The sequence below is a fragment of the Gallaecimonas pentaromativorans genome (assembly GCF_003751625.1).
Lineage (GTDB): Bacteria > Pseudomonadota > Gammaproteobacteria > Enterobacterales > Gallaecimonadaceae > Gallaecimonas > Gallaecimonas pentaromativorans.
Genome location: NZ_RJUL01000013.1, coordinates 36,817 through 55,069, shown reverse-complemented (window position 1 = coordinate 55,069; position 18,253 = coordinate 36,817). Strand labels below are relative to the sequence as shown.

14 protein-coding genes are annotated in these 18,253 nt (G+C 60.8%); 4 read left to right on the top strand and 10 right to left on the bottom strand.

All coding sequences use genetic code 11. The features are described from left to right. Window positions 1-58 precede the first annotated feature (58 nt). Together EDC28_RS18920 and EDC28_RS18915 are read right to left on the bottom strand one after the other, a co-directional pair. A complete protein-coding gene (locus EDC28_RS18920; protein WP_123422654.1) occupies window positions 59-529 on the bottom strand; it encodes a hypothetical protein in 471 nt (156 codons plus the stop codon). A gap of 21 nt (window positions 530-550) precedes the next feature. Beyond that, the gene (locus EDC28_RS18915; protein ID WP_123422653.1) at window positions 551-1,924 is read right to left on the bottom strand and encodes a Na+/H+ antiporter NhaC family protein; all 1,374 of its coding nucleotides are present in this window, start codon (window positions 1,922-1,924) and stop codon (window positions 551-553) included. A gap of 118 nt (window positions 1,925-2,042) precedes the next feature. Between EDC28_RS18915 and EDC28_RS18910 the strand changes: the two genes are divergently transcribed. Together EDC28_RS18910 and EDC28_RS18905 are read left to right on the top strand one after the other, a co-directional pair. Beyond that, window positions 2,043-2,771, top strand: coding sequence for a L,D-transpeptidase family protein (locus tag EDC28_RS18910; protein WP_123422652.1), 729 nt, complete (start codon window positions 2,043-2,045; stop codon window positions 2,769-2,771). 85 nt (window positions 2,772-2,856) lie between these two features. Beyond that, a complete protein-coding gene (locus tag EDC28_RS18905; protein ID WP_123422651.1) occupies window positions 2,857-4,587 on the top strand; it encodes a potassium/proton antiporter in 1,731 nt (576 codons plus the stop codon). Between the two features lie 57 nt (window positions 4,588-4,644). On the opposite strand, the gene EDC28_RS18900 is transcribed toward EDC28_RS18905, so the two are convergent. The 4 genes from EDC28_RS18900 to EDC28_RS18885 form a co-directional block, all read right to left on the bottom strand. Continuing rightward, window positions 4,645-13,041 (bottom strand): tandem-95 repeat protein, encoded by an 8,397-nt coding sequence (locus EDC28_RS18900; protein ID WP_123422650.1) that lies wholly within the window; start codon window positions 13,039-13,041, stop codon window positions 4,645-4,647. A gap of 128 nt (window positions 13,042-13,169) precedes the next feature. After that, window positions 13,170-13,706, bottom strand: coding sequence for a phage tail protein (locus EDC28_RS18895; RefSeq protein ID WP_123422649.1), 537 nt, complete (start codon window positions 13,704-13,706; stop codon window positions 13,170-13,172). A gap of 11 nt (window positions 13,707-13,717) precedes the next feature. Next, window positions 13,718-14,218 (bottom strand): phage tail protein, encoded by a 501-nt coding sequence (locus EDC28_RS18890; protein WP_123422648.1) that lies wholly within the window; start codon window positions 14,216-14,218, stop codon window positions 13,718-13,720. A 12-nt stretch (window positions 14,219-14,230) separates the two neighbouring features. After that, on the bottom strand, window positions 14,231-14,743 hold the full coding sequence (locus tag EDC28_RS18885) for a phage tail protein (RefSeq protein WP_123422647.1): 513 nt from the start codon (window positions 14,741-14,743) through the stop codon (window positions 14,231-14,233). 58 nt (window positions 14,744-14,801) lie between these two features. Between EDC28_RS18885 and EDC28_RS18880 the strand changes: the two genes are divergently transcribed. Beyond that, window positions 14,802-15,305: a GNAT family N-acetyltransferase gene (locus tag EDC28_RS18880; protein WP_123422646.1), complete on the top strand. Its 504-nt coding sequence runs from the start codon at window positions 14,802-14,804 to the stop codon at window positions 15,303-15,305. Here the strand turns inward: EDC28_RS18880 and EDC28_RS18875 are convergent. From EDC28_RS18875 to nudE, 4 genes are all read right to left on the bottom strand, one after another. Then, window positions 15,298-15,579: a hypothetical protein gene (locus EDC28_RS18875; protein ID WP_123422645.1), complete on the bottom strand. Its 282-nt coding sequence runs from the start codon at window positions 15,577-15,579 to the stop codon at window positions 15,298-15,300. The two genes, EDC28_RS18880 and EDC28_RS18875, sit on opposite strands and share 8 nt — an antisense overlap. Window positions 15,580-15,765: 186 nt before the next feature. Then, window positions 15,766-16,086 carry a hypothetical protein gene (locus EDC28_RS18870; RefSeq protein WP_123422644.1) on the bottom strand — a complete coding sequence of 107 codons (321 nt, stop codon included), beginning with the start codon at window positions 16,084-16,086 and terminating at the stop codon, window positions 15,766-15,768. A 12-nt stretch (window positions 16,087-16,098) separates the two neighbouring features. Further along, window positions 16,099-16,875 carry a 3'(2'),5'-bisphosphate nucleotidase CysQ gene (cysQ, locus tag EDC28_RS18865; RefSeq protein ID WP_123422643.1) on the bottom strand — a complete coding sequence of 259 codons (777 nt, stop codon included), beginning with the start codon at window positions 16,873-16,875 and terminating at the stop codon, window positions 16,099-16,101. Further along, window positions 16,872-17,435: an ADP compounds hydrolase NudE gene (gene nudE / locus EDC28_RS18860; RefSeq protein WP_050658999.1), complete on the bottom strand. Its 564-nt coding sequence runs from the start codon at window positions 17,433-17,435 to the stop codon at window positions 16,872-16,874. The genes cysQ and nudE overlap by 4 nt, the downstream gene beginning before the upstream one ends. A 61-nt stretch (window positions 17,436-17,496) precedes the next feature. Between nudE and yrfG the strand changes: the two genes are divergently transcribed. Further along, on the top strand, window positions 17,497-18,183 hold the full coding sequence (yrfG, locus tag EDC28_RS18855; RefSeq protein ID WP_123422642.1) for a GMP/IMP nucleotidase: 687 nt from the start codon (window positions 17,497-17,499) through the stop codon (window positions 18,181-18,183). Window positions 18,184-18,253: the final 70 nt, after the last annotated feature.

Genomic DNA, 18,253 nt, shown 5'->3' with positions numbered 1-18,253 from the left:
TCCTGTACCGCTAAAGCTTGAAGCCAGCGTACCAAAACCCGCCCGACAAAGCCCTGCCCTAGCTAGCCGCCGCTACGGCACTGAACGTGAGCAGCCAAAAAAGACCGCCCAGCAGCAGCTGCACCAAGGCGCTGAATACCGGGGCGCTGGCATTGCTGGCAGACAGGCCGTGGTAGGAAGGCACCTTGCCGCTGACATGCACCAACCCAAGCAGCAGCAACACAAGGAGCGCCATCAGCGCCAAAAAGCCAGCCAGATGCAGGCTGGCGGCGGGGCTGAGGCCGCGCATAGCCAAAGCCGCGATGGCCGCGCCGCCGCCAAGGGTCCACAGCACCCGTTTTAGCGAGGAGCGCAGATACCGGCGCCCGGCAAAAAAGCCGGTGCAGGGAATGTTGCGCTTGTCCAATTCTCTCGCCAGGGCCTTGACCTGATTGGGATGGCCAAGGCTTGCCCGCCGCTCCCACTGCACGAAGAGCGCTTGGTCGGATAGGTGCTGATAATCCGGCGCATAAACCTGGGGGTCGACCATGACACGACTTCCTTGTTGGGGTTACACCATCACCAAAGATGCCAGGAAATAGAGCACCAGGCTCACTCCCCCTGCCACCAGGGCGTAGGGCATCTGGGTGCGTACGTGCTCGAGCAGATCGCAGCCCGAGGCGATGGATGACACCGCCGTGGTGTCGGAAATGGGCGAGCAGTGGTCGCCAAAAATGCCGCCACCGAGAATGGCGGCCAGCACCAGTTCGGGGGGCAGCCCCAGGCTTTGTACCAGCGGCATGCCAAGGGGGATGAGGATGGCAAAGGTGCCCCAGCTGGTACCCGTGGTAAAGGACATGGCCGCCCCGGCCAGGAACAACACCGGCGCCACCAGCACCAGCGGCAAAAACTCCCCCACCAGGCCAGCAATATAGACCCCGGTGCCCAGCACCTTGAGACTGGCGCCCAGGGCAATGGAAAGCAGTACGATGCTCACCAGTTGCAACAGCTCGCCCATGCCGGTAAAGCAAAGGTCAATCAAACGCTTGTGGGTAAAGGCCGGGTCGAAAATCAGCAGCAGGTAGGCCACCAGAATGCCGCACAGGGTGGCGTAGAGCATGGACAGCGAGCCGTTGCCTTGGGTGAGATCGCCATGGCCGCTCCAAAGCATAAAGCCGGCCATGCCACCAACCAGGGTGACAAGGGGCAGCGCCATGTAGCGTACCTTGGTGGCCGGCACCGAGCTAAGGCCCGCCATCCCCTGCTCGAGGCGCTTTTCGCTCTCTTTCATGGGGCCAAACACCTTGCCGGTCCAGGCCACGTAAAAGGCGATAACCAAGGTTACCAGGGCGTAGAAGTTAAGAGGCACAGTGCCCCACAGCACCGACACCGCGCCGCCGGGCAAATCGTAATCGGCCAGCAGCCCCAGCACATAGGCGCCCCAGCCGTTCAGCAAAATCAAAATACAGACCGGCGCCGAGGTGGAATCCACCAGGTAGGCCAGTTGGGCCCGGCTCATCTTGAACTTGTCGAAGAGGCCACGGGAGAGGATACCGGCGGTCAGCACGCTGAGGTTGGATTCAACAAACACCGCCACCCCGGCCAGCATGGTAATGAGCCGCGAGCGCCGGGCGGTACTGGCCAGGCCCTTACCCACCAGCCAGGCTACCGTGGCCGCCACCCCGCCGGACTCGCGGATAAGCGCCAGGAAGGCGCCAATCAACACGCTGAACATGATGAGCTGCACGTTACCGGCCGAGCTGAATACCGATACAACTCTGTCGACGCTGTTGACGCCGGTCTGGGCCAGATCCGGGGTGCCCTTGGCCACCAGTTGCAAGGCTTCGGAGCTGACAATGGCCAGCACCAGGGCACCTATCACGTCTTTTTTCCAAAACACGAAGGCGATGGCCACCAGGGGCGGTAACAGGGAATACCAATGCACTATGGGCTCACTTTTGCTTATTTTTGGGATGCCGCTCTTTGATAGCAAAAACCGCTACCAAACTGAAACGCCTTGTTAAAGAATGAGATGCTGACTGGATAAAGAGGCGCCAAAGACCATGTATCGCATCCTGCTGTTACTGCTGCTCCCCCTCAAGGTGATGGCCGCCGATCTGCAGGCGCGGCAGCTGATCGTGGTCACCACCGGCAACTGGCAAGCCACTCAAGGCCAATTGCAAACCCTTGAGCAGCAAGACGGCCACTGGCGCGCCGGCCCTGTGGCCACCCCGGTTAGCCTGGGTAGAAGCGGCCTGGCCTGGGGCCTTGGCATCTACCCCCAACAACCCCTTAACCCGCAAAAGGCCGAAGGCGACGGCAAGACCCCGGCCGGTATTTTCGCCCTGGGCAGTGCCTTTGGCTATGCCCCCACCCTTAAAACAGCCCTGCCCTACCTGGCCACCAGTGCCAGCAGTTATTGCATGGACGTGCCGGCCTCCCCCTATTACAACCAACTGGTAGACAGCAATCAGGTGGGCCAGGCGGCGGTAGCAGGTTCTAGCGAGCCGCTGCGCCTCGACCTCAAAACCCCCGGTGACAAGCGCTATCAAGAGGCGCTAGTGGTGCTGCACAACCCGGCCAACATCAAAAATGCCGGCAGCTGCATCTTCCTTCATGTATGGAAAGGTCCGGGGGAGACCACCGCCGGTTGCACCGCCATGGCCGAGCCCGCTCTGCAGCAACTGCTGGGCTGGCTGGACCCGAAAGCCTCGCCGATGCTGGTGGTGATGCCAAAGCCGGTGTACTGGCGGCTGGCGCCCAAACTGGGGCTGCCGCGCCTGCCCCAATAAAGCCTGTAGTAACAGCCTGTTACCTGGCCGCACTGTTATCGGCTAGGGTAAAGTATGGCTTTGCACCCGCCCAGAAGGACCGCCATTGGACGCCATTACCATCAACAGCCTTTACATCATCGGTGCCGTGCTGGTGGGTGCCAGCGTGCTGGTCAGCTCCTTGTCGTCGCGGCTGGGCATTCCCATTCTGGTGATTTTTCTGGCGGTGGGCATGCTGGCCGGTGAAGACGGCCCCGGCGGCATCCATTTCGACAACTACCCGGTGGCCTATCTGGTCAGCAACCTGGCGCTGGCCATTATCCTGCTGGACGGCGGCCTGCAAACCCGGGCTGCCACCTTCAGGGTGGCGCTGTGGCCGGCGCTGTCCCTGGCCACCATTGGGGTCGCCATCACCACCGCCCTGACCGGGCTGGCGGCCGCTTACCTTTTTGATTTCAACTGGATGGAAGGGCTGCTGGTGGGGGCCATTGTCGGCTCCACCGACGCGGCTGCGGTGTTCTCCCTGCTGGGCGGGCGCAGCCTTAACCAGCGGGTAGGTGCCACCCTGGAGATTGAGTCGGGCTCCAACGACCCCATGGCGGTGTTTCTCACCGTGACCCTCATCGCCATCATCAGCCACAGCACCCAGCCCGGCCCCATGCTGCTTTTGAGCCTGGTGCAGCAGTTCGGCCTGGGGATTGGTCTGGGCCTTGCCGGTGGCTGGGGGCTTTGGCAGCTGGTAAACCGCGCTAACCTCGCCGCCGGGCTCTACCCTATCTTGGTGGTGAGCGGCGGGCTGCTGCTCTTTGCCATCACCAACGCCTTGGGTGGCAGCGGCATTCTGGCCATTTATCTGGCCGGCCTTTTTATGGGTAACAAGCCCCTTCGCAGCAACAGCACCATTCTGAGCGTGTTGGACGCCTTGGCCTGGCTGGCGCAAATCGGCATGTTCCTGGTACTGGGGCTGCTGCTGACCCCCAGCGCGCTACTGCCCATCGCCCTGCCCGGCCTGGCCCTGGCGCTTTGGATGATCCTCTTTGCCCGGCCGGTGGCGGTGTGGGCGAGCCTGGGGTTTTTCAAGAACTTCAAGGCCAGGGAGCGCTGGTTTATCTCCTGGGTGGGGCTGCGGGGGGCGGTGCCCATTATCCTGGCGGTATTCCCGATGATGGCCGGGCTTGAGCACGCGCAAATCTTCTTCAACCTGGCATTCTTCGTGGTGCTGGTATCCTTGCTGCTGCAAGGCAGCACCCTGCCCCTGGCTACCCGCCTGGCCAAGGTGGAAGTACCGGCCAAACCCTCGCCCATCTCCCGCGCCGGTTTGGAAATTTACCCCACCAGCCAGTGGGAACTCTTTGTTTACCGGCTGGGGCCGGAAAAGTGGTTCATCGGTTCCGAGCTTCGCCACCTGCATATGCCAGAGGGCACCCGTATCGCCGCCTTGTTTCGGCAAAAAGAGCTGCTGCACCCCAAGGGTTCTACCTGCATGGAGGCTGGCGACATTCTCTGCGTTATCGGCAAAGAGGGGCATCTTAGCGAGCTGGGCACTTTGTTCAGCGAGCCTCCCAAGCGCGGCCTGGACAACACCTTTTTTGGCGACTTCGTGCTGGACGGCGCGGCGCCGCTGGCCGATATTGCCCCGCTTTACGGCCTGACCCTGGACGACGCCCAGCAGCGGCAAACCCTGGGCGAGTTCATCACCCATGCCCTTGGCGCCAAGGTGGTGGAGGGGGACCAGCTGCATTGGAACAACCTGGTGTGGACAGTGGTGTCGGTGTCTGACAGCGGCATTGCCAAGGTGGGGGTCAAACTCTCTGTGGCAGAAGAAGAAGCCGAATAGGGCCTTAAATCGCAACAAAAAAGGAGGCATCAGCCTCCTTTTTTATTTCCTTCGCACTCAGGCCGTTCGTGGCCGGCGGCGATACCAGGCCAGCGCCAACAGCAGCAGCCAGGGCCAGGCCAGGGCACCGCCGTGGCCTTTAACCCCATAGCGCAATCCCCAGGGCTGGCCCAAGGTGTCGCTGGTGCTGTTGTTGCTAAAGTCTGGGTCGCCGGCGGTGCCGTCCACCCTGGCGCCAAGCTGCGCTTTGGCAAGATTTGCATTGCCTTGCGCCAGCAAGGTCAGCTGCACCTCGGCGCCGCTGGCCAGGGTACCCAGGCTACACTGCCAACCCACCTGGCTTTCTGTGCAGCCCGCCGGCCACTGGGCCACGGTGACACTGGCCGGCACCTGCACTGTCAGCACCGCCTGGTCGACACTGGCCGGGCCGTTGTTTTGCACCCTCAGCTGGTAGCGGGTTTGGTACTGGGTGCTGGTGGCGGTGAGTTCGCTGGTCAGGGCCAAGTCGGCACTGGGGCCCAGCAACAGGCTGGCAAGGCCGTCGTAGATGGTCCAGGAGCCGTCACCGATGTCGGTCAGCAGAATGTCGGCCATGCCGTCACCGTTAAAGTCTCCCACCAAGCCCAGGCTGTCCGGGTGGAACAGGGTCTGGTTGTTGGCGATAAAGCTCGAGGCGGAACCCAGGTTGGTCATCAGTTGCCAACTGCCGTTGTCATGCTGGGCCAGCAGGTCCAGGTCGCCATCGCCATCAAAGTCTGCCACCAACAGATCGTCGACCGCGGCGTCGCCAACATGGGTGAGGGTATCCATGGTGCCGTCGCCGGCGTCACTCAATACCGCCACGCCGCCGCCTTCGCCGTTGGCATCCAGGCCATAGCTGGCCACCGCCTCGGCCTCGCCGTTACCGTCGAGGTCAGCCACCCGCAAGGTACGGATCTGGCCGGTAGCCGGGTCGTCGGCCAGGGCCGCCATCATCGGCGCGCTGGTCACGCTGCCGCCGGTCTGGTCGGCCACGGTGTCCAGGGCCATCAGCGACAGCTCGCTGCCGTCGGTTACCAAGACCCGGCCGTCAGGCCATAGCGCAAACTCCTTGACGATAAAGGGCGTTTTGGCGACTTCAAGGCCAGCTTGGGTACCGCCATCGTTGCCACGGAACAGGTAAAGCCCCTGGCCACCCACCAGCAGATCGGGATAGGTGTCGCCATCCACATCAGACACCTTGACCTTGCGGCCGTAAGGCAGGCTTTGCAGGGCGCTAAAGCGCAAACCTCCTTGGTTAAGGTAAATAGCCGAGGCATCGCCGCTGCTGTTGATGACCACCAGATCCTCAAGGCCGTCCTGGTTCCAATCCAGTACCGCCAAGGCACGGGTATGGCCCAGGTTGTCGAGGCTGGCCTCAGCCACCAACGTCTCGCCACTGAAGCGGTAGAAGGTAACGCCTTCGCCCTCGCTGGTACCGGCCACCAGCAGCATTTGCCCCTGGTCGTGGATAAGCGTCAGTGCGGTGGCCTTGGCGATCACCGCCGCACGGTCACCTTGAGAAAGGGCATCGGCAGCCAGGGTGACATCGGTAGTCAGCTCGCTAAGCGGGTTGCCGTCTGCATCCAGTACCCGGGCCAGTACGGTTTGGTCGCCCTGATTTTGGCTGCTGATCGGCAACGTCCATTGCTGCTGGGCACCCACGGCGAGCGCCAGCGGGCAGCGCTGCACCGCGCCGCTCAAGGTGCAGCCGCTGATGCTGTTCATGGTCGCACCGCTTAGCTGCACCTCAAGGGTGGCGCCGCTAAGCGCCGGGCCGCCTTGGTGCTGGGCCGACAACACCAGCGCCAGGGGCCGGCCAATCTTGGCCGGCAAGCCCTGCCAGGTACCGGTGAGGCCCACCAGGCTTTGCTGCGGCTCGGCGATGGTCAGCACAAAGCGCTGGGTGGCGGTCTTAGCCCCGTCACTGGCCAACAGCTCAACCGTAACCTGGCCGCTGGCATCGCCCGGCACGCTACCCGCCAGCACATTGTCCTCCAGGGTCAGCCAGGCTGGCGCCGTGACCAAGGTCAGGGTAACGGCGCTGTCCGGGTCATCCACCACCACCCGGTAACTGAAGGTGGCGCCGGCTATCGCCGAGGTGGGGGCGATGCTGGTAAAGCGCGGCGCATCGTTAACCGGGTTAATGGTCAGGGAGACGCTGGCTGAGGCCACTCCGCCCTGGCCATCACTGACCTGGTAACTGAAGCTGTCGCTGCTGCCTTCACTGCCGTCGTGCTGGTAGCTGAAGCTGCCGTCACTGTTGAGGTTAAAAGCAGTGGCATGAGCCGGGCCGCTCAGCAGCTGGGCGCTTAGGGTGTCGCCGTCCGGGTCGCTGTCGTTGGCCAACACGCCTTCAAAGGCGCTGATGGTCAGCAGGCTGCCTTCAAGCAGGCCGTAGCTGTCTGCCTGAGCGGTCGGAGCATCGTTGACGTTGATAACAGTGATGCTGAACGCCGGCAGGCTGCTGACAGCGGTGCCGTCGCTGACCGAGATCACGATGTTGCTGCTGGTACCCACGTTAGCGTTACCCGGGGTACCGGCAAGTACCCCGGTGGCCACGTCAAAGCTGGCCCAGGCCGGTTTGTTCTGGATGCTGAAGGTGAGGCTGTCACCGTCGGCGTCACTGGCGGTGGGGGCAAAGCGGTAGCTGGCCCCTTGCTTCACCGAGCTTGCCGGGGTGCCGCTGATAAGCGGCGCGGCATTGGCCGGGGTCACCGTCAGGTTGACGGTAGCCGGGGTAGACAAGCCACCTTCGTCATCCACCGCCACATAGGTAAAGCTGTCACTGCCTTGATAGTCGGCAAGGGCGGTATAGGTGATGCTGCCATCGCCCTGCACCACCGCACTGCCATGGGCCGGCATTTGCTGCAGCTGGGCCGAGACTACCGAGCCGTCGCTGTCGCTGTCGTTGGCCAGCACGTCAATGTTGCTGGCCACCCCGGCTACCACCGACTGGCTGTCGTCTTGGGCAACCGGCACTTGATTCACCCTCACCACCTGGATCAGGACTTGGGCGGTATTAGACAAGGCACCCTGGTTGTCGGCGACCTGATAACTAAAGGTATCGTCGCCGTGGAAACCCGCTGCTGGAGTGTAAACAGCATCACCCGAGGTTTGTAGGTCCACCATACCATGGGAGGGAGGCGTCACTAGTGTCAGGCTAGTAGTATCCAAGCTACCGTCACTGTCAGTGTCGTTGGCCAACAGCGCGATGGTCACAGCTTGCCCTTGCGGGGTGCTAACACTGTCTTTCACCGCCAGCGGTGGTTCATTGGGCACCGCGAAGGTGATGGTCACTTCCACCGGTGCCGACAGGGCACCTTCTGGGTCTCTTAACCGATAACTAAAGCTGTCATCACCGCGGATATCGCTATTGGGTGTGTAGCGAACCAGATCGTTAATAACGGAAGCGCTGCCTTGCACAGGTTGAGTCACTAGGACAATGGAGAGCTGTGCCAAGGTATTGTCGATATCGCTATCGTTACCTTTGACGTTGATATCCATCGCGTTACGACTCTCCAGCACAGCGGTGTCAGCTACCGCCAACGGCGCGTCGTTTATTGGGTTGATGGTTAACACTACGGTGCCGACATTGGACGTTTGCCCCAACGCATCCTCGACCCGATAGCTAAAGCTATCCACACCGTTGTAGTCGCTGGCTGGCACATAGCGGATAAGCCCTGCGTCAACGACGGCACTACCATGAGCAGGCGCCTGCACCACCACCAAGGAAGCGGCATCCAGCCCTACCCCAATGTCATTGGTCATCACATCAATAGCCAATGCTGTGTCTTCATCTAATGCTGCGCTGTCATCGTTAGCAATCGGGGCGTCAGGCACCAAAATGGTAAAGGTCAGCTGCGCTTCGTTGGAAAGTGCCCCCTGGCTGGTATCACCCACTTGGTAGCGCAAGGTCACCACGCCGGTGAAGTCGTTGTCGGCCTGGTAGCGGATTTGCCCGCCCTGCACAGTGGCGCTGCCATGTTGGGGCTTGCTGGCGATCACCAAAGTGGCGGCATTGATGCTGTCTCCGCTGTCTACCTCTGCGTCATTGGCCAGCACATCCACCGTTATCTCAGCACCCGCTTGCAAGCTCGCAACATCATCGGCAGCACGTGGCGGGTCGTTTACCGCCGCTAGCGTCAGGGTGGCGGTGGCGGTGTTGCTCAGGGTGCCGTAGCTGTCTTGTACCTGGTAGGTAAAGCTGTCTGCGCCGTTGTAATCGGCCTCCGGGCTGTAAGTGAGGATGCCGGTACCGGTATTAAGACTAAGGTTGCCGTGCTGGGGCGCAGTGACCACCACCAGGCTGGCGTTGTTAAAGCTGCCTCTGACCACCGCATCGTTAGCAAGCACCGCCAGTTGCGCCGGGGTATCTTCGGTGAGTGCGAAGCTGTCGTTATTGGCCACTGGCGTGGTGTCCTGGGCGGTAAAGCTGAGGCTGCCGCCGCCATAAGGGTTACCGGCAAGGTCTGTCAACGCATCGGCCCCTACCGACAAGGTATGCACCAGGGTCGGCACCAATTCCTGGCTGGGGGTAAAGCTGACCTCAGCGCCACTGATTGACACCGCCGCGCCATTGGCGGCGCCGTCAAAGACCACGGTGCTGTTGGAGGCGGTCAGGGTGATGTGGTTGCTGCCGCTGGCACCGGGCGCCATATCTTCGCTGAAGGTGAGGCTGGGCGAAACTCCCAGTGCTACATCGGTGGCGTTATCGGCCGGGGCGCTGCTTTGCAGGGTGGGCGCTACCGTATCTTTGGTGATACTGCCCGTGGCCGGCGCGCCGGCGTTTCCGGCTGGGTCGGTCAGTACCAGGCTCAAGCTCAAGGTGCCATCGGCAAGCGTACTCAAATTCACGCCGTTTAAGGTCAGGCTGGTACCGGCTAGGGTGCCGCTGCGGCTGACATTGGCAGCGCCATTGCTGATAGTAAGCTGATAATCAGCACCCGCCTCACCGCCACTGATGGTGACAGACTGGGCCGCTTGGTTGGCAATATTGACAAACCCGGCGCTAAAGCTGGCGCTGTAACCGGCAGGCACTGCGCTGTCTTTAAGCACGGTATCGGTGGCGGCTGCGCCGCTGTTAGCCGCATCGTCTAAGAGCACTAGGCTGTAGCTCAGGGTGCCATCCGGCAGGCTGCTCACATCCAAGCCGCTGATTTGCTCACTGGCCGAGCTGATGGTGCCGCTCGCCGTTACCGCCGTACCACCACCACTGCTGGAAATACTGAGCTGATAGGCGGCGCCGACTTCGGCTCCGGCCAGGGTAAGCGATGTCGCGGTTTGGTTGCTGGCATTAACAACTGACTGGTCCACAGTCACGCTGTAACCGCTGGGAGCAGTGGCGTCTATGGTCAAGCTAAGCGCCGCCGAGGGGCTGGAGACGTTGCCTGCAGCATCAGATTGGACGGCTGTCAGATTATGACTGCCATCGCTCAAGGTGCTGGTGGTGATACTCCAGTTGCCGCCGGTCGCTGTGGCGGTGCCCAGGTCAGTAGCGCCTTCGCGTATGGTCACAGTCGCACCGGATTCACCGGTACCAGTCAGGGTTGGGGTGTTGTCATTGGTCAGCCCATCACCTTGGGTACCGCTATCGGAGGCAGTAGCCAACACCGGCGTCGACGGCGCGGCCGGTGGCAGGTTATCCACAGCCGCATTGGTTGAATCACTCGCCGTGGTGCTGTTACCCGCATCGTCGGTAGCCGTTACCGACACATTGCGATTACTCGCTTCGATAGTGCCTGCAGTAATGGTGTAGGTAGCAGTCCAGGTGCCGCCGCTGTTACTGGCCACAACGGCACTGCCGCCGCCAAAAGCAGAGAAATCGACCTGCACCGTGGTGATATCAGTATTGCTGTCCGCTGTGCTGTTCCAGGTGGCAGTGACAGTATCGCCAACAATAAAAGTAGGGCCGGGGCCGCTGGCGCCGCTGATGCTGATATTGGCATCGGTGACGATGGGCACCTGATTGTCGACGCTGACATTGTTGGTGCCACTGGTGGTGCTGGTACCAGTGCCACTGGTGGCAGAAACGCTGACATTGCGGTTAGTGGCGTCAATGCTGCCCGCCACAATGGTGTAAGTCGCCGTCCAGTTCCCGCTGTTGTTGCTGGCGGTAACGGCAGCGCCGCCGCCAAACTGGCTGAAATCAACGGTAACACTGGTAACGCCGCTGTTGTTGTCACCGCCGCTGGTGTTGTTCCATCTGGCGGTAACGGTATCGCCAATTTTGTAAGCGCCGCCACTACCACTGGCACCGCTGACACTGATATTGCCGGCACTGACCGTTGGCCCGGAGAATGACGTAATGGTGTTTGAACTGGTGCTTGCCAAGCTGCCGGAAGAGACCCGTAGCACCAAGGTATCGCTGGCGCCAGCATTGGTATATTCCAGGGCCAGGCCAGTGAAGGTAGCGCTGCCAGTGCTTGGGGTCAGGGAGACGGTGATGCTATTACCGTCGGTGTCCCCGGAGCCGGTCAGGCTGTCGACAGTGCCGGCTGGCACTCCCCCAGAAGTGTTGGTCACCGATAAGGTCACATCGGTGTTGTAGCCGGTGTCTCTGGTGTTGCTGGCGTCCACCGCCTGCACCACGGGCACGGTGCTGAAGCTGGTAGTCGAGCCGCTGATGATGCTGGTGGGGGCTGGTTGAGTACTGAACAGCAGCTTAGTGGCCACCACGTCGGAGGTGACGCTGTTGGCGGTGCCGTCGGTCAAGACACCGGAAGCGGCGGTCAGGGTAAAGGCTTCCTGGTCGGCCGTCGCCGTGTAAACCAGGTTGCTGAAGGTGGCCACGCCGCCGCTTGCCGCGACAGTGGTGGTGCCGCTTAAGGTGCCGGGGCTGGCCTCGCTGAGGCTGACGTTGCCGGTGAAATCGGTGTCGGTATTGTCAAAACCGTCTTGAGCGGCGACCACCGGCTGGGTGCTAAGAGCACCGCCAGAGACAGAGCCCGCTGGCTGGGTGGTAAAGGCAAGCTTGGTAGCGACAACGCTGGCGGCAAAGCCCGCGCCGTTGCTGACGGCAGTGGTGGAGCCCATCTGGGTGCCGGAGCCGCCTACCGTCAGGTCGGTATCGCCATCGAGGCTCAAGATGAAGGTATGACCATCGGTTATGCCGCTGTGGCCGAGGTTGGCATTGACGGCATAGGTCTCGCCGCCGCCGTCGGCAACGCTGATGGTAAGGCCGGAAAAAGTGACCACACCGGCGCTGTAGCTGCCGGTAACAGGGCTACTGATATCGGGGCCGGTCAAGGTCCAGGCGACATTGCCACGTTCGGTGGCGGTGCTGGTGCCGGACACATGAACCTTGACCTGGGACACCGTCATGGCCAGGCCATCACTGCCGCCGCCGTCGCTCAGGGTGAAATCCAGGGCCGCTGTAGTGCCTGCGTTGGTGGCGATGCTGCTGGGCTCGCTGCCGCCGCCGTTGGTCAGGTTGCCGTCGCTGTCAAACAATGACGAGACATTAATGTTGTCGATACTGACATCGACAGGTTGACCGTCATTTGAAGTGATCCTGATTTCGTCGATGTTATCGAAGGCACTGATCCCACTGAAACTGGTGGTACCAAACTGGGTGCTGGTGTAATCGACGTTGGTGCTGCCTTGCGAGGCGCCATTGCGGTAAGCGGTGATGGTTAGCCTTTGGGCCAAACCGCCAATACCTACGTCGAAATAAAGGGAGTTGAGCTTGAACTCGCTGCCGTCGGTGCTTTTCACGGTAACCGTTGTTACATCACCGTTGTAGCCAGTAACGTAAAGCTCCTTGGTACTACTATTGGTCAAACTGCTATCCAAGACCCAAAGGCCAGGGGTGCTCGCGGCATCAGAAGAGATGGTAAAGGCGCCAAAGTTGCCGCTATTGCCCGGATAGTTTGGCGACGAAGATGAAGCAGCGAAACTTTCAAAGTCCTGACTGTCCGAACTGCTAAGCAACAGCTGGTGCAACAGGGCAAGAGGCGCGCTGTCCGGCACTCGGCCCTGACCGTATTCCAGACGCAGGTTGCCGCCGAGGCTGGCAGGGCCTGTGGCATCGGTTGAGGCCAGCACCGGCCGGCCCAAGGCCGCAGAGAGGCTGTCCACCAAGGCATGGCCCTGGCCTTGAGCCACACCACAGCCCCAGAGTTCCAGTTGAGCACCCGCCGTCAGTTGATTTTGCCAGAGGTCCAGGAAGCCGGGATGCTTGGCGAGGAAGGCCTGGTCAAGGGACTGGCCGCCAAGCAGCAAGGCGCCGGGCCGGCCGTGGCTGACCAGGCTGACCCTGTCCCACTGGCCGCCAGCTAGGGCGCCGGGCAATTGGTCGAGACGGCTGATGGCCCTGACCTCAGCACCAGGCTCGGTGTTAAGCTGTGGCGCCAGCTCGGCATCCACCAGCACCAGTTCCTTGGCGCTGCCCGCGAAGGCGACCAGTAATCCCAACCACAGCCAGGCTCGACTCATGGCAACATCCTCAATTCAAATTTGGGTAAAGGCCCTGGGGCCTGTTGGATAAAACAAAGGCGAAAGGCCGCCCCTTGCGGGGGCAGCCCGGTTCGCCATGCATTGCGCCTGACAGCACCTTTGCACCATCAGGAGTGCGGCGGATAAGTGCCATAGAGACTGATGATGAAGTTCAACCCCAGGTAGGGCTGCATATTGTTGTGGGGCTGGGTGCCACCCGTTACACCCAGGGCCATGGGTGACATGGTCGTCATATCGGCGCCACTGCCGTAGGCTGAAAGGCTTTTTCGCCCACCGGCGGCACCGCTTTTTGCCCAGTAGGCCGCTTCCGGCCCTTGGCCAGCCTGCCCCAGAGTAGCGACAGCATTGGCCAGGTGATTATGGGTAGGCATCTCGGACTCAAGGAGGGTGACAGTGTTGGTGCCAACCCGCTCGCCCGGTACCCTTAGGGTCAGGCCAGGCCCAGGGCCCCAGTGCATGGGCGCCTGGCCGCGCAGGTCCGGCAGGGCGAAATTGCTGGTACCGTTGCCGCCGTAGACGGTGCCGAGCAGCGAAAAGAGCGCCGTGTTCTGGGAGATGGGCAGCAACTGGCCGTCGCAGAAGGCCCAGTCCTTGGGGGCAAAGTTACCCGCGAAGAGGCGGATCTCACCGATAAAAGAATCCATGTATGTGCTCCTTAACCGCGGCTCGGGAAAATGCCCTGGACGGCGATACAGAAATTGGCCACCAAAAAGGGCTGCATGTTGTTATGGGGTTGGCTGCCACCGGCATTGGCGATGGCATTGACCGCCATAGTGGTGCTGGCCTGGTTGGCGTAAGGGCTGGCTTCGGTACTGGCCGCCCAATAGCCGTTGCCCGGGTCTGCACTGGTGGCATTGGCCGAGTCCGCCACCACCATGTGGTTATGGGTGGGCATCTCCTGAGTCGTCAGGGTATGGGTTTCCTCGCCGGCGCTTTCGCCAAGGGAGACGCCATTGCCGACATGCACAGGAGCCCGCCCTTGGAGGTTGGGCAGGGCGAAGTTGGTGGTGCCGTTGCCGCCGTAGGTGGTACCGAGGATGGCATAAAGGGCCTGGTTCTGGTTCAGGGGCAGCAACTGGCCGTTACAGGCCGCCCAGCCTTTAGGGACCACATTGGAGGCGAAGACACGAATTTCGCCGAGAAAGGGTTCAGCCATGACAGGTCCTCCTTAATTAGGTGACGGGTAGATGCCGAAAAGGGCGATGATGAAAGTCAATGCCTGGCTCGGCATCATGTTTTCATGGGGCTGGTTACCGCCGGTCAAGGACAGGACCTGGGGCGCCATGGTGGTGCTAGGCAAGGCCTTGGAGTAACCCAAAGCGTCACCAAAACCCGCCCAAAAAGTGTTACTGGGGCTTTCGACGTCGCCGCTAGCGGCGGCCAGCGCTTGGTGGCTGTGCTGGGGCAGCTGGGTCGAGAGCAGGGTGACTTCCTCGCTGCCAGCCTGCTCGCCCAATACATAGCGGCTGCCAGTGGTGGAGGTGCCCATATGCAGCGGCAAGCGGCCACGAAGATCCGGCAAGGCAAAGGTGGTCTGGCCGTTGCCGCCGTAGGTAGTGCCGAGCAGGCCAAAAAGCGCGTCGTACTCACTGATGGCCATTATCTGGCCGTTACAAAAGGCCCAGCCCGCCGGGGCAAAATTGCCGCCGAAGATCCGGATCTCGCCGATGTAAGGTTCCATTGCGTATCCTCTTCCGTTATTGATATTCCATCCCCATCCAAGGACAGGAGACGGCTCCATGCGCAACGCTTTGCCAACCGGCATCAGCCTTCGTCCAATAACGGACCATGACAAAGTCTTTATGGCCGCACTCTATGCCGCCAATCGCCAGGCAGAGCTGGCAAATTTTCCCTTCAATGACCAGCAGAAAACGCTGTTCCTGCAAAGCCAGTTCGAGGCGCAATACCGCCACTACTTCACCCATTACCCCAGCCAGCGCTTTACCCTTATCGAGCAGCAGGGCCAGCCGGTTGGCCGGCTGCTGGTGGCCGAACATCCAGACCACTTGCGCCTGGTGGACATCGCCTTGCTGCCCAGCCACCAGGGGCTTGGTATTGGCAGCGCGCTGCTGCGCCAGCTGCAGGCCGAAGCCACCACCAAAGCGCTCGCGATAAAACTGCAGGTTGCCCCTGCCAGCCCGGCCCAAAGGCTCTATCAGCGCCTTGGCTTTGTGGCTGGTGAAGGCGACGCCTTTTACCTGGCCATGACCTGGCTGCCGCAGACCATCGCCCCTGCTAAATAAAGATGCGGTATGGGGTAGCGCTGCCCGGCACAAAGAACCCCAGCAACTCACCCAGGGCCTTTTGCTCGGCGTAGCCAGAACCTTTCGCAGCGAACGGCTTAAGAGCGCGCAAGCTCAAGGCGAACAGGCCTAAAGAGTCGTCGAGGGGGCTGTGATTGAGAACGCCGGTCAGGCGAAAAGGGAGGGCAACGTCATGGCTGCGCTTGAGGTATAGAGGACTGTCGATACAGGCCTGCGACTGATTAACGTCAAACCTTCCCTGCATGTGCTGCATAACCTACCTTGGCACCGCAATAGTGGGCTGAATGTTAATACAAGGTAATGAACTTAGACAGCGCTAAACAAAAGAAATCCTACCGAAGGGAAACGTAACCCCTTGTTTTTCATTAAACAAAGCAAAGATGAACAACTGGTTTAATTTCAAGCATGTGACAAGTGTCACGATTTTGACGCTACGCAGTTAAGGATTCTGTTCGGTGAGCTTGATGGCACCCTCGGGCCCGAGGGTGCAGCTGAGGATGTCGCTCTTGCCCTTGTCGCTGATTTGATAGCGATTATCGGCAAGCTTTTTAATACGCATACCCTGAAAGCCATAATGGGCTTGGATGGCGTTCAGGCACTGGCTTTGCAGCATGGCGTCGTCCAGTTGGCGATGCACGTTCTTAAGGGTTTGTTGGGGAAGTGGCGCCTGCGACTCTTCCTTGTCGCCAACACCCAGCGCCAGCATGCGCACCAACGCCAGCAATACCAGCACTGCCACCACCAGCATCAACATACGCATCAATGAATTTCCTTAAGGAAAGAGCTGGGCCGCGGCCAGTTGCCCCAGCACCCCGTAGTTGGGGTTTTCCAGGCTCTCGCTGCGGTTAAAAGTCAGCGGCTTGCCATCCAAATCGACAATAGCCCCGCCTGCTTCCACCACGATGGCCCAGCTGGCGGCGGTGTCCCACTCGCCGGTGGGGCCGATGCGTACGTAAGCGTCGGCCACCCCTTCGGCCACCATGCAAGATTTCAGGCTGGCCGAGCCAAAGGCCAGGGCCTCGAAATCCAGCGCGTCTCTAAGATGGCTCTTCAAGGTACTCAGGGATTGGTGCCGCGACACCGCCAGCAGCGGCGGCGAGCTGGGTTTGCGGGTATGGATGGGCTGGCCGTTTTTAAAGACCCCATGGCCTTTAACGGCCCAGTAGCAGTCGCCCGACACCGGGGCGTAGATCACCCCCATTACCGGCTCGTTGTCTACCACTAGCGCGATGTTCACCGCAAAATCCGGCGAACCGCCGACAAACTCCCGGGTGCCGTCCAAAGGGTCCACCAGCCAGTAGCATTGCCATTGGCGACGCTCGGCAAAGGGTTTGTGGCCGGATTCTTCCGAGAGGATGGGAATGTCCGGGGTCAGGGCTTTGAGGCCCTTTAAAATCACTTTGTTGGCGGCGATATCGGCGTTGGTCACCGGGCTGTCGTCGGCCTTGTGTTCGGTTACCAGTTGGTCGGAGCGGAACCAGGGCAGGATGGCGTCGCCAGCCTGGCGGGCAAGGTGGATGATGTCGTCGATCAGGGCTTGGGGATTCATAGCAGTGCCTGTTCCTCCAACCAGTCCCTGGCCAGCAGCAAAGCGGTCAGGCTGCGCGCTTCTGAAAAATCCTTTTGATAGCGTAGCTCATTGAGCCGGGCCAACGGCCAGGGCACCACTTCGATGGGCTCGGGTTCGTCCCCTTCCAGGCGCGAGGGGTAGAGACTGCGAGCAATGAGCAGCGTCATCTGCGAGCCAAAATAGCCCGGCGCCATGGATACGTCCCTGAGCACTGTCCAGTCGCGGGCGCCATAGCCTATCTCTTCTTGCAGTTCGCGGTTGGCCGCCTCGATGGCGTCTTCACCTGGGTCAATCAGGCCCTTGGGAAAGCCCAGCTCATAGGCGTGGAGGCCCGCGGCATACTCGCGGCCCAGCAGCAGGGTGTCGTCGTTAAGTAGCGGCACTATCATCACCGAGCCTCGGCCCTTGCCCGCCATGCGCTCATACACGCGCTCGGCGCCGTTGGAAAACCGCAGGTGCAACTGCTCCACCTTGAACAGCCTGCTTTGGGCCACTATTTCGGATTCGAGCACTTCGGGGAGTTTGGCAGATTTCGTCATGGGCATACCGCTGGCTTAGAATAGCTTCCCCATTACACCCAATCACGAAGGCAGATACCAGATGCGAAATGACCAAAGGCTAAATTGGTCGGAAATTGACACCGTTTTACTGGATATGGACGGCACTCTGCTGGATCTGCATTTTGACAGCCACTTCTGGATGGAGCGGGTGCCGGTGCTGCTGGCCGAGAAAGACGGTATCAGCCTGGCCGAGGCCCAGGCCCGTATCGACGCCGAGTACGCCGCCGTGTTCGGTACCCTTAACTGGTACTGCTACGACTACTGGACTGCCCGCTTGGGGCTGGATATCGATTTGGCCAGCCGCGACATTCAGCACCTCATCAGCCTGCGAAGCGACACCCTGCCCTTCTTAAAGGCACTGCGCGAGTCTGGGCGGCGGGTGGTGCTGCTCACCAACGCCCACCCCAAAAGCCTGTCGTTGAAGGTGGAGCTGACCGAACTCGACAAGCACTTAGACCTGCTCATCAGCACCCACAGTTACCGGGCTTCCAAAGAATCCCAGCGGCTTTGGCAAGGGGTGTACCAGGATCTCAAGTTCGACCCACAGCGCACCCTTTTTGTAGACGACTCCCAGCCCATCCTCGAGGCGGCGAGCCAGTTTGGCATCCGCTACCTGCTTGGCGTAGAAAACCCCGACTCCAAGCGCCCCCACAAAACCTTCAACGGTTTTGCCTCCACCAGTGATTACCTGGGCTTTATCGAGGACATAAAAAAAACGGCCATATAAATGGCCGGGGGTAAGAAAATACATTGCTTATCGTTATAGGTATGCACCGGCGGCGCCCTTGGGCGCCGTT

What these genes read in the sequence shown, in the direction of transcription:
- EDC28_RS18920 (WP_123422654.1), bottom strand. Translation starts at nt 529, where the DNA reads ATGGTCGACCCCCAGGTTTATGCGCCGGATTATCAGCACCTATCCGAC.
- EDC28_RS18910 (WP_123422652.1), top strand. Translation starts at nt 2,043, where the DNA reads ATGTATCGCATCCTGCTGTTACTGCTGCTCCCCCTCAAGGTGATGGCC.
- EDC28_RS18900 (WP_123422650.1), bottom strand. Translation starts at nt 13,041, where the DNA reads ATGAGTCGAGCCTGGCTGTGGTTGGGATTACTGGTCGCCTTCGCGGGC.
- EDC28_RS18895 (WP_123422649.1), bottom strand. Translation starts at nt 13,706, where the DNA reads ATGGATTCTTTTATCGGTGAGATCCGCCTCTTCGCGGGTAACTTTGCC.
- EDC28_RS18890 (WP_123422648.1), bottom strand. Translation starts at nt 14,218, where the DNA reads ATGGCTGAACCCTTTCTCGGCGAAATTCGTGTCTTCGCCTCCAATGTG.
- EDC28_RS18885 (WP_123422647.1), bottom strand. Translation starts at nt 14,743, where the DNA reads ATGGAACCTTACATCGGCGAGATCCGGATCTTCGGCGGCAATTTTGCC.
- EDC28_RS18880 (WP_123422646.1), top strand. Translation starts at nt 14,802, where the DNA reads ATGCGCAACGCTTTGCCAACCGGCATCAGCCTTCGTCCAATAACGGAC.
- EDC28_RS18875 (WP_123422645.1), bottom strand. Translation starts at nt 15,579, where the DNA reads ATGCAGCACATGCAGGGAAGGTTTGACGTTAATCAGTCGCAGGCCTGT.
- EDC28_RS18870 (WP_123422644.1), bottom strand. Translation starts at nt 16,086, where the DNA reads ATGCGTATGTTGATGCTGGTGGTGGCAGTGCTGGTATTGCTGGCGTTG.
- cysQ (WP_123422643.1), bottom strand. Translation starts at nt 16,875, where the DNA reads ATGAATCCCCAAGCCCTGATCGACGACATCATCCACCTTGCCCGCCAG.
- nudE (WP_050658999.1), bottom strand. Translation starts at nt 17,435, where the DNA reads ATGACGAAATCTGCCAAACTCCCCGAAGTGCTCGAATCCGAAATAGTG.
- yrfG (WP_123422642.1), top strand. Translation starts at nt 17,497, where the DNA reads ATGCGAAATGACCAAAGGCTAAATTGGTCGGAAATTGACACCGTTTTA.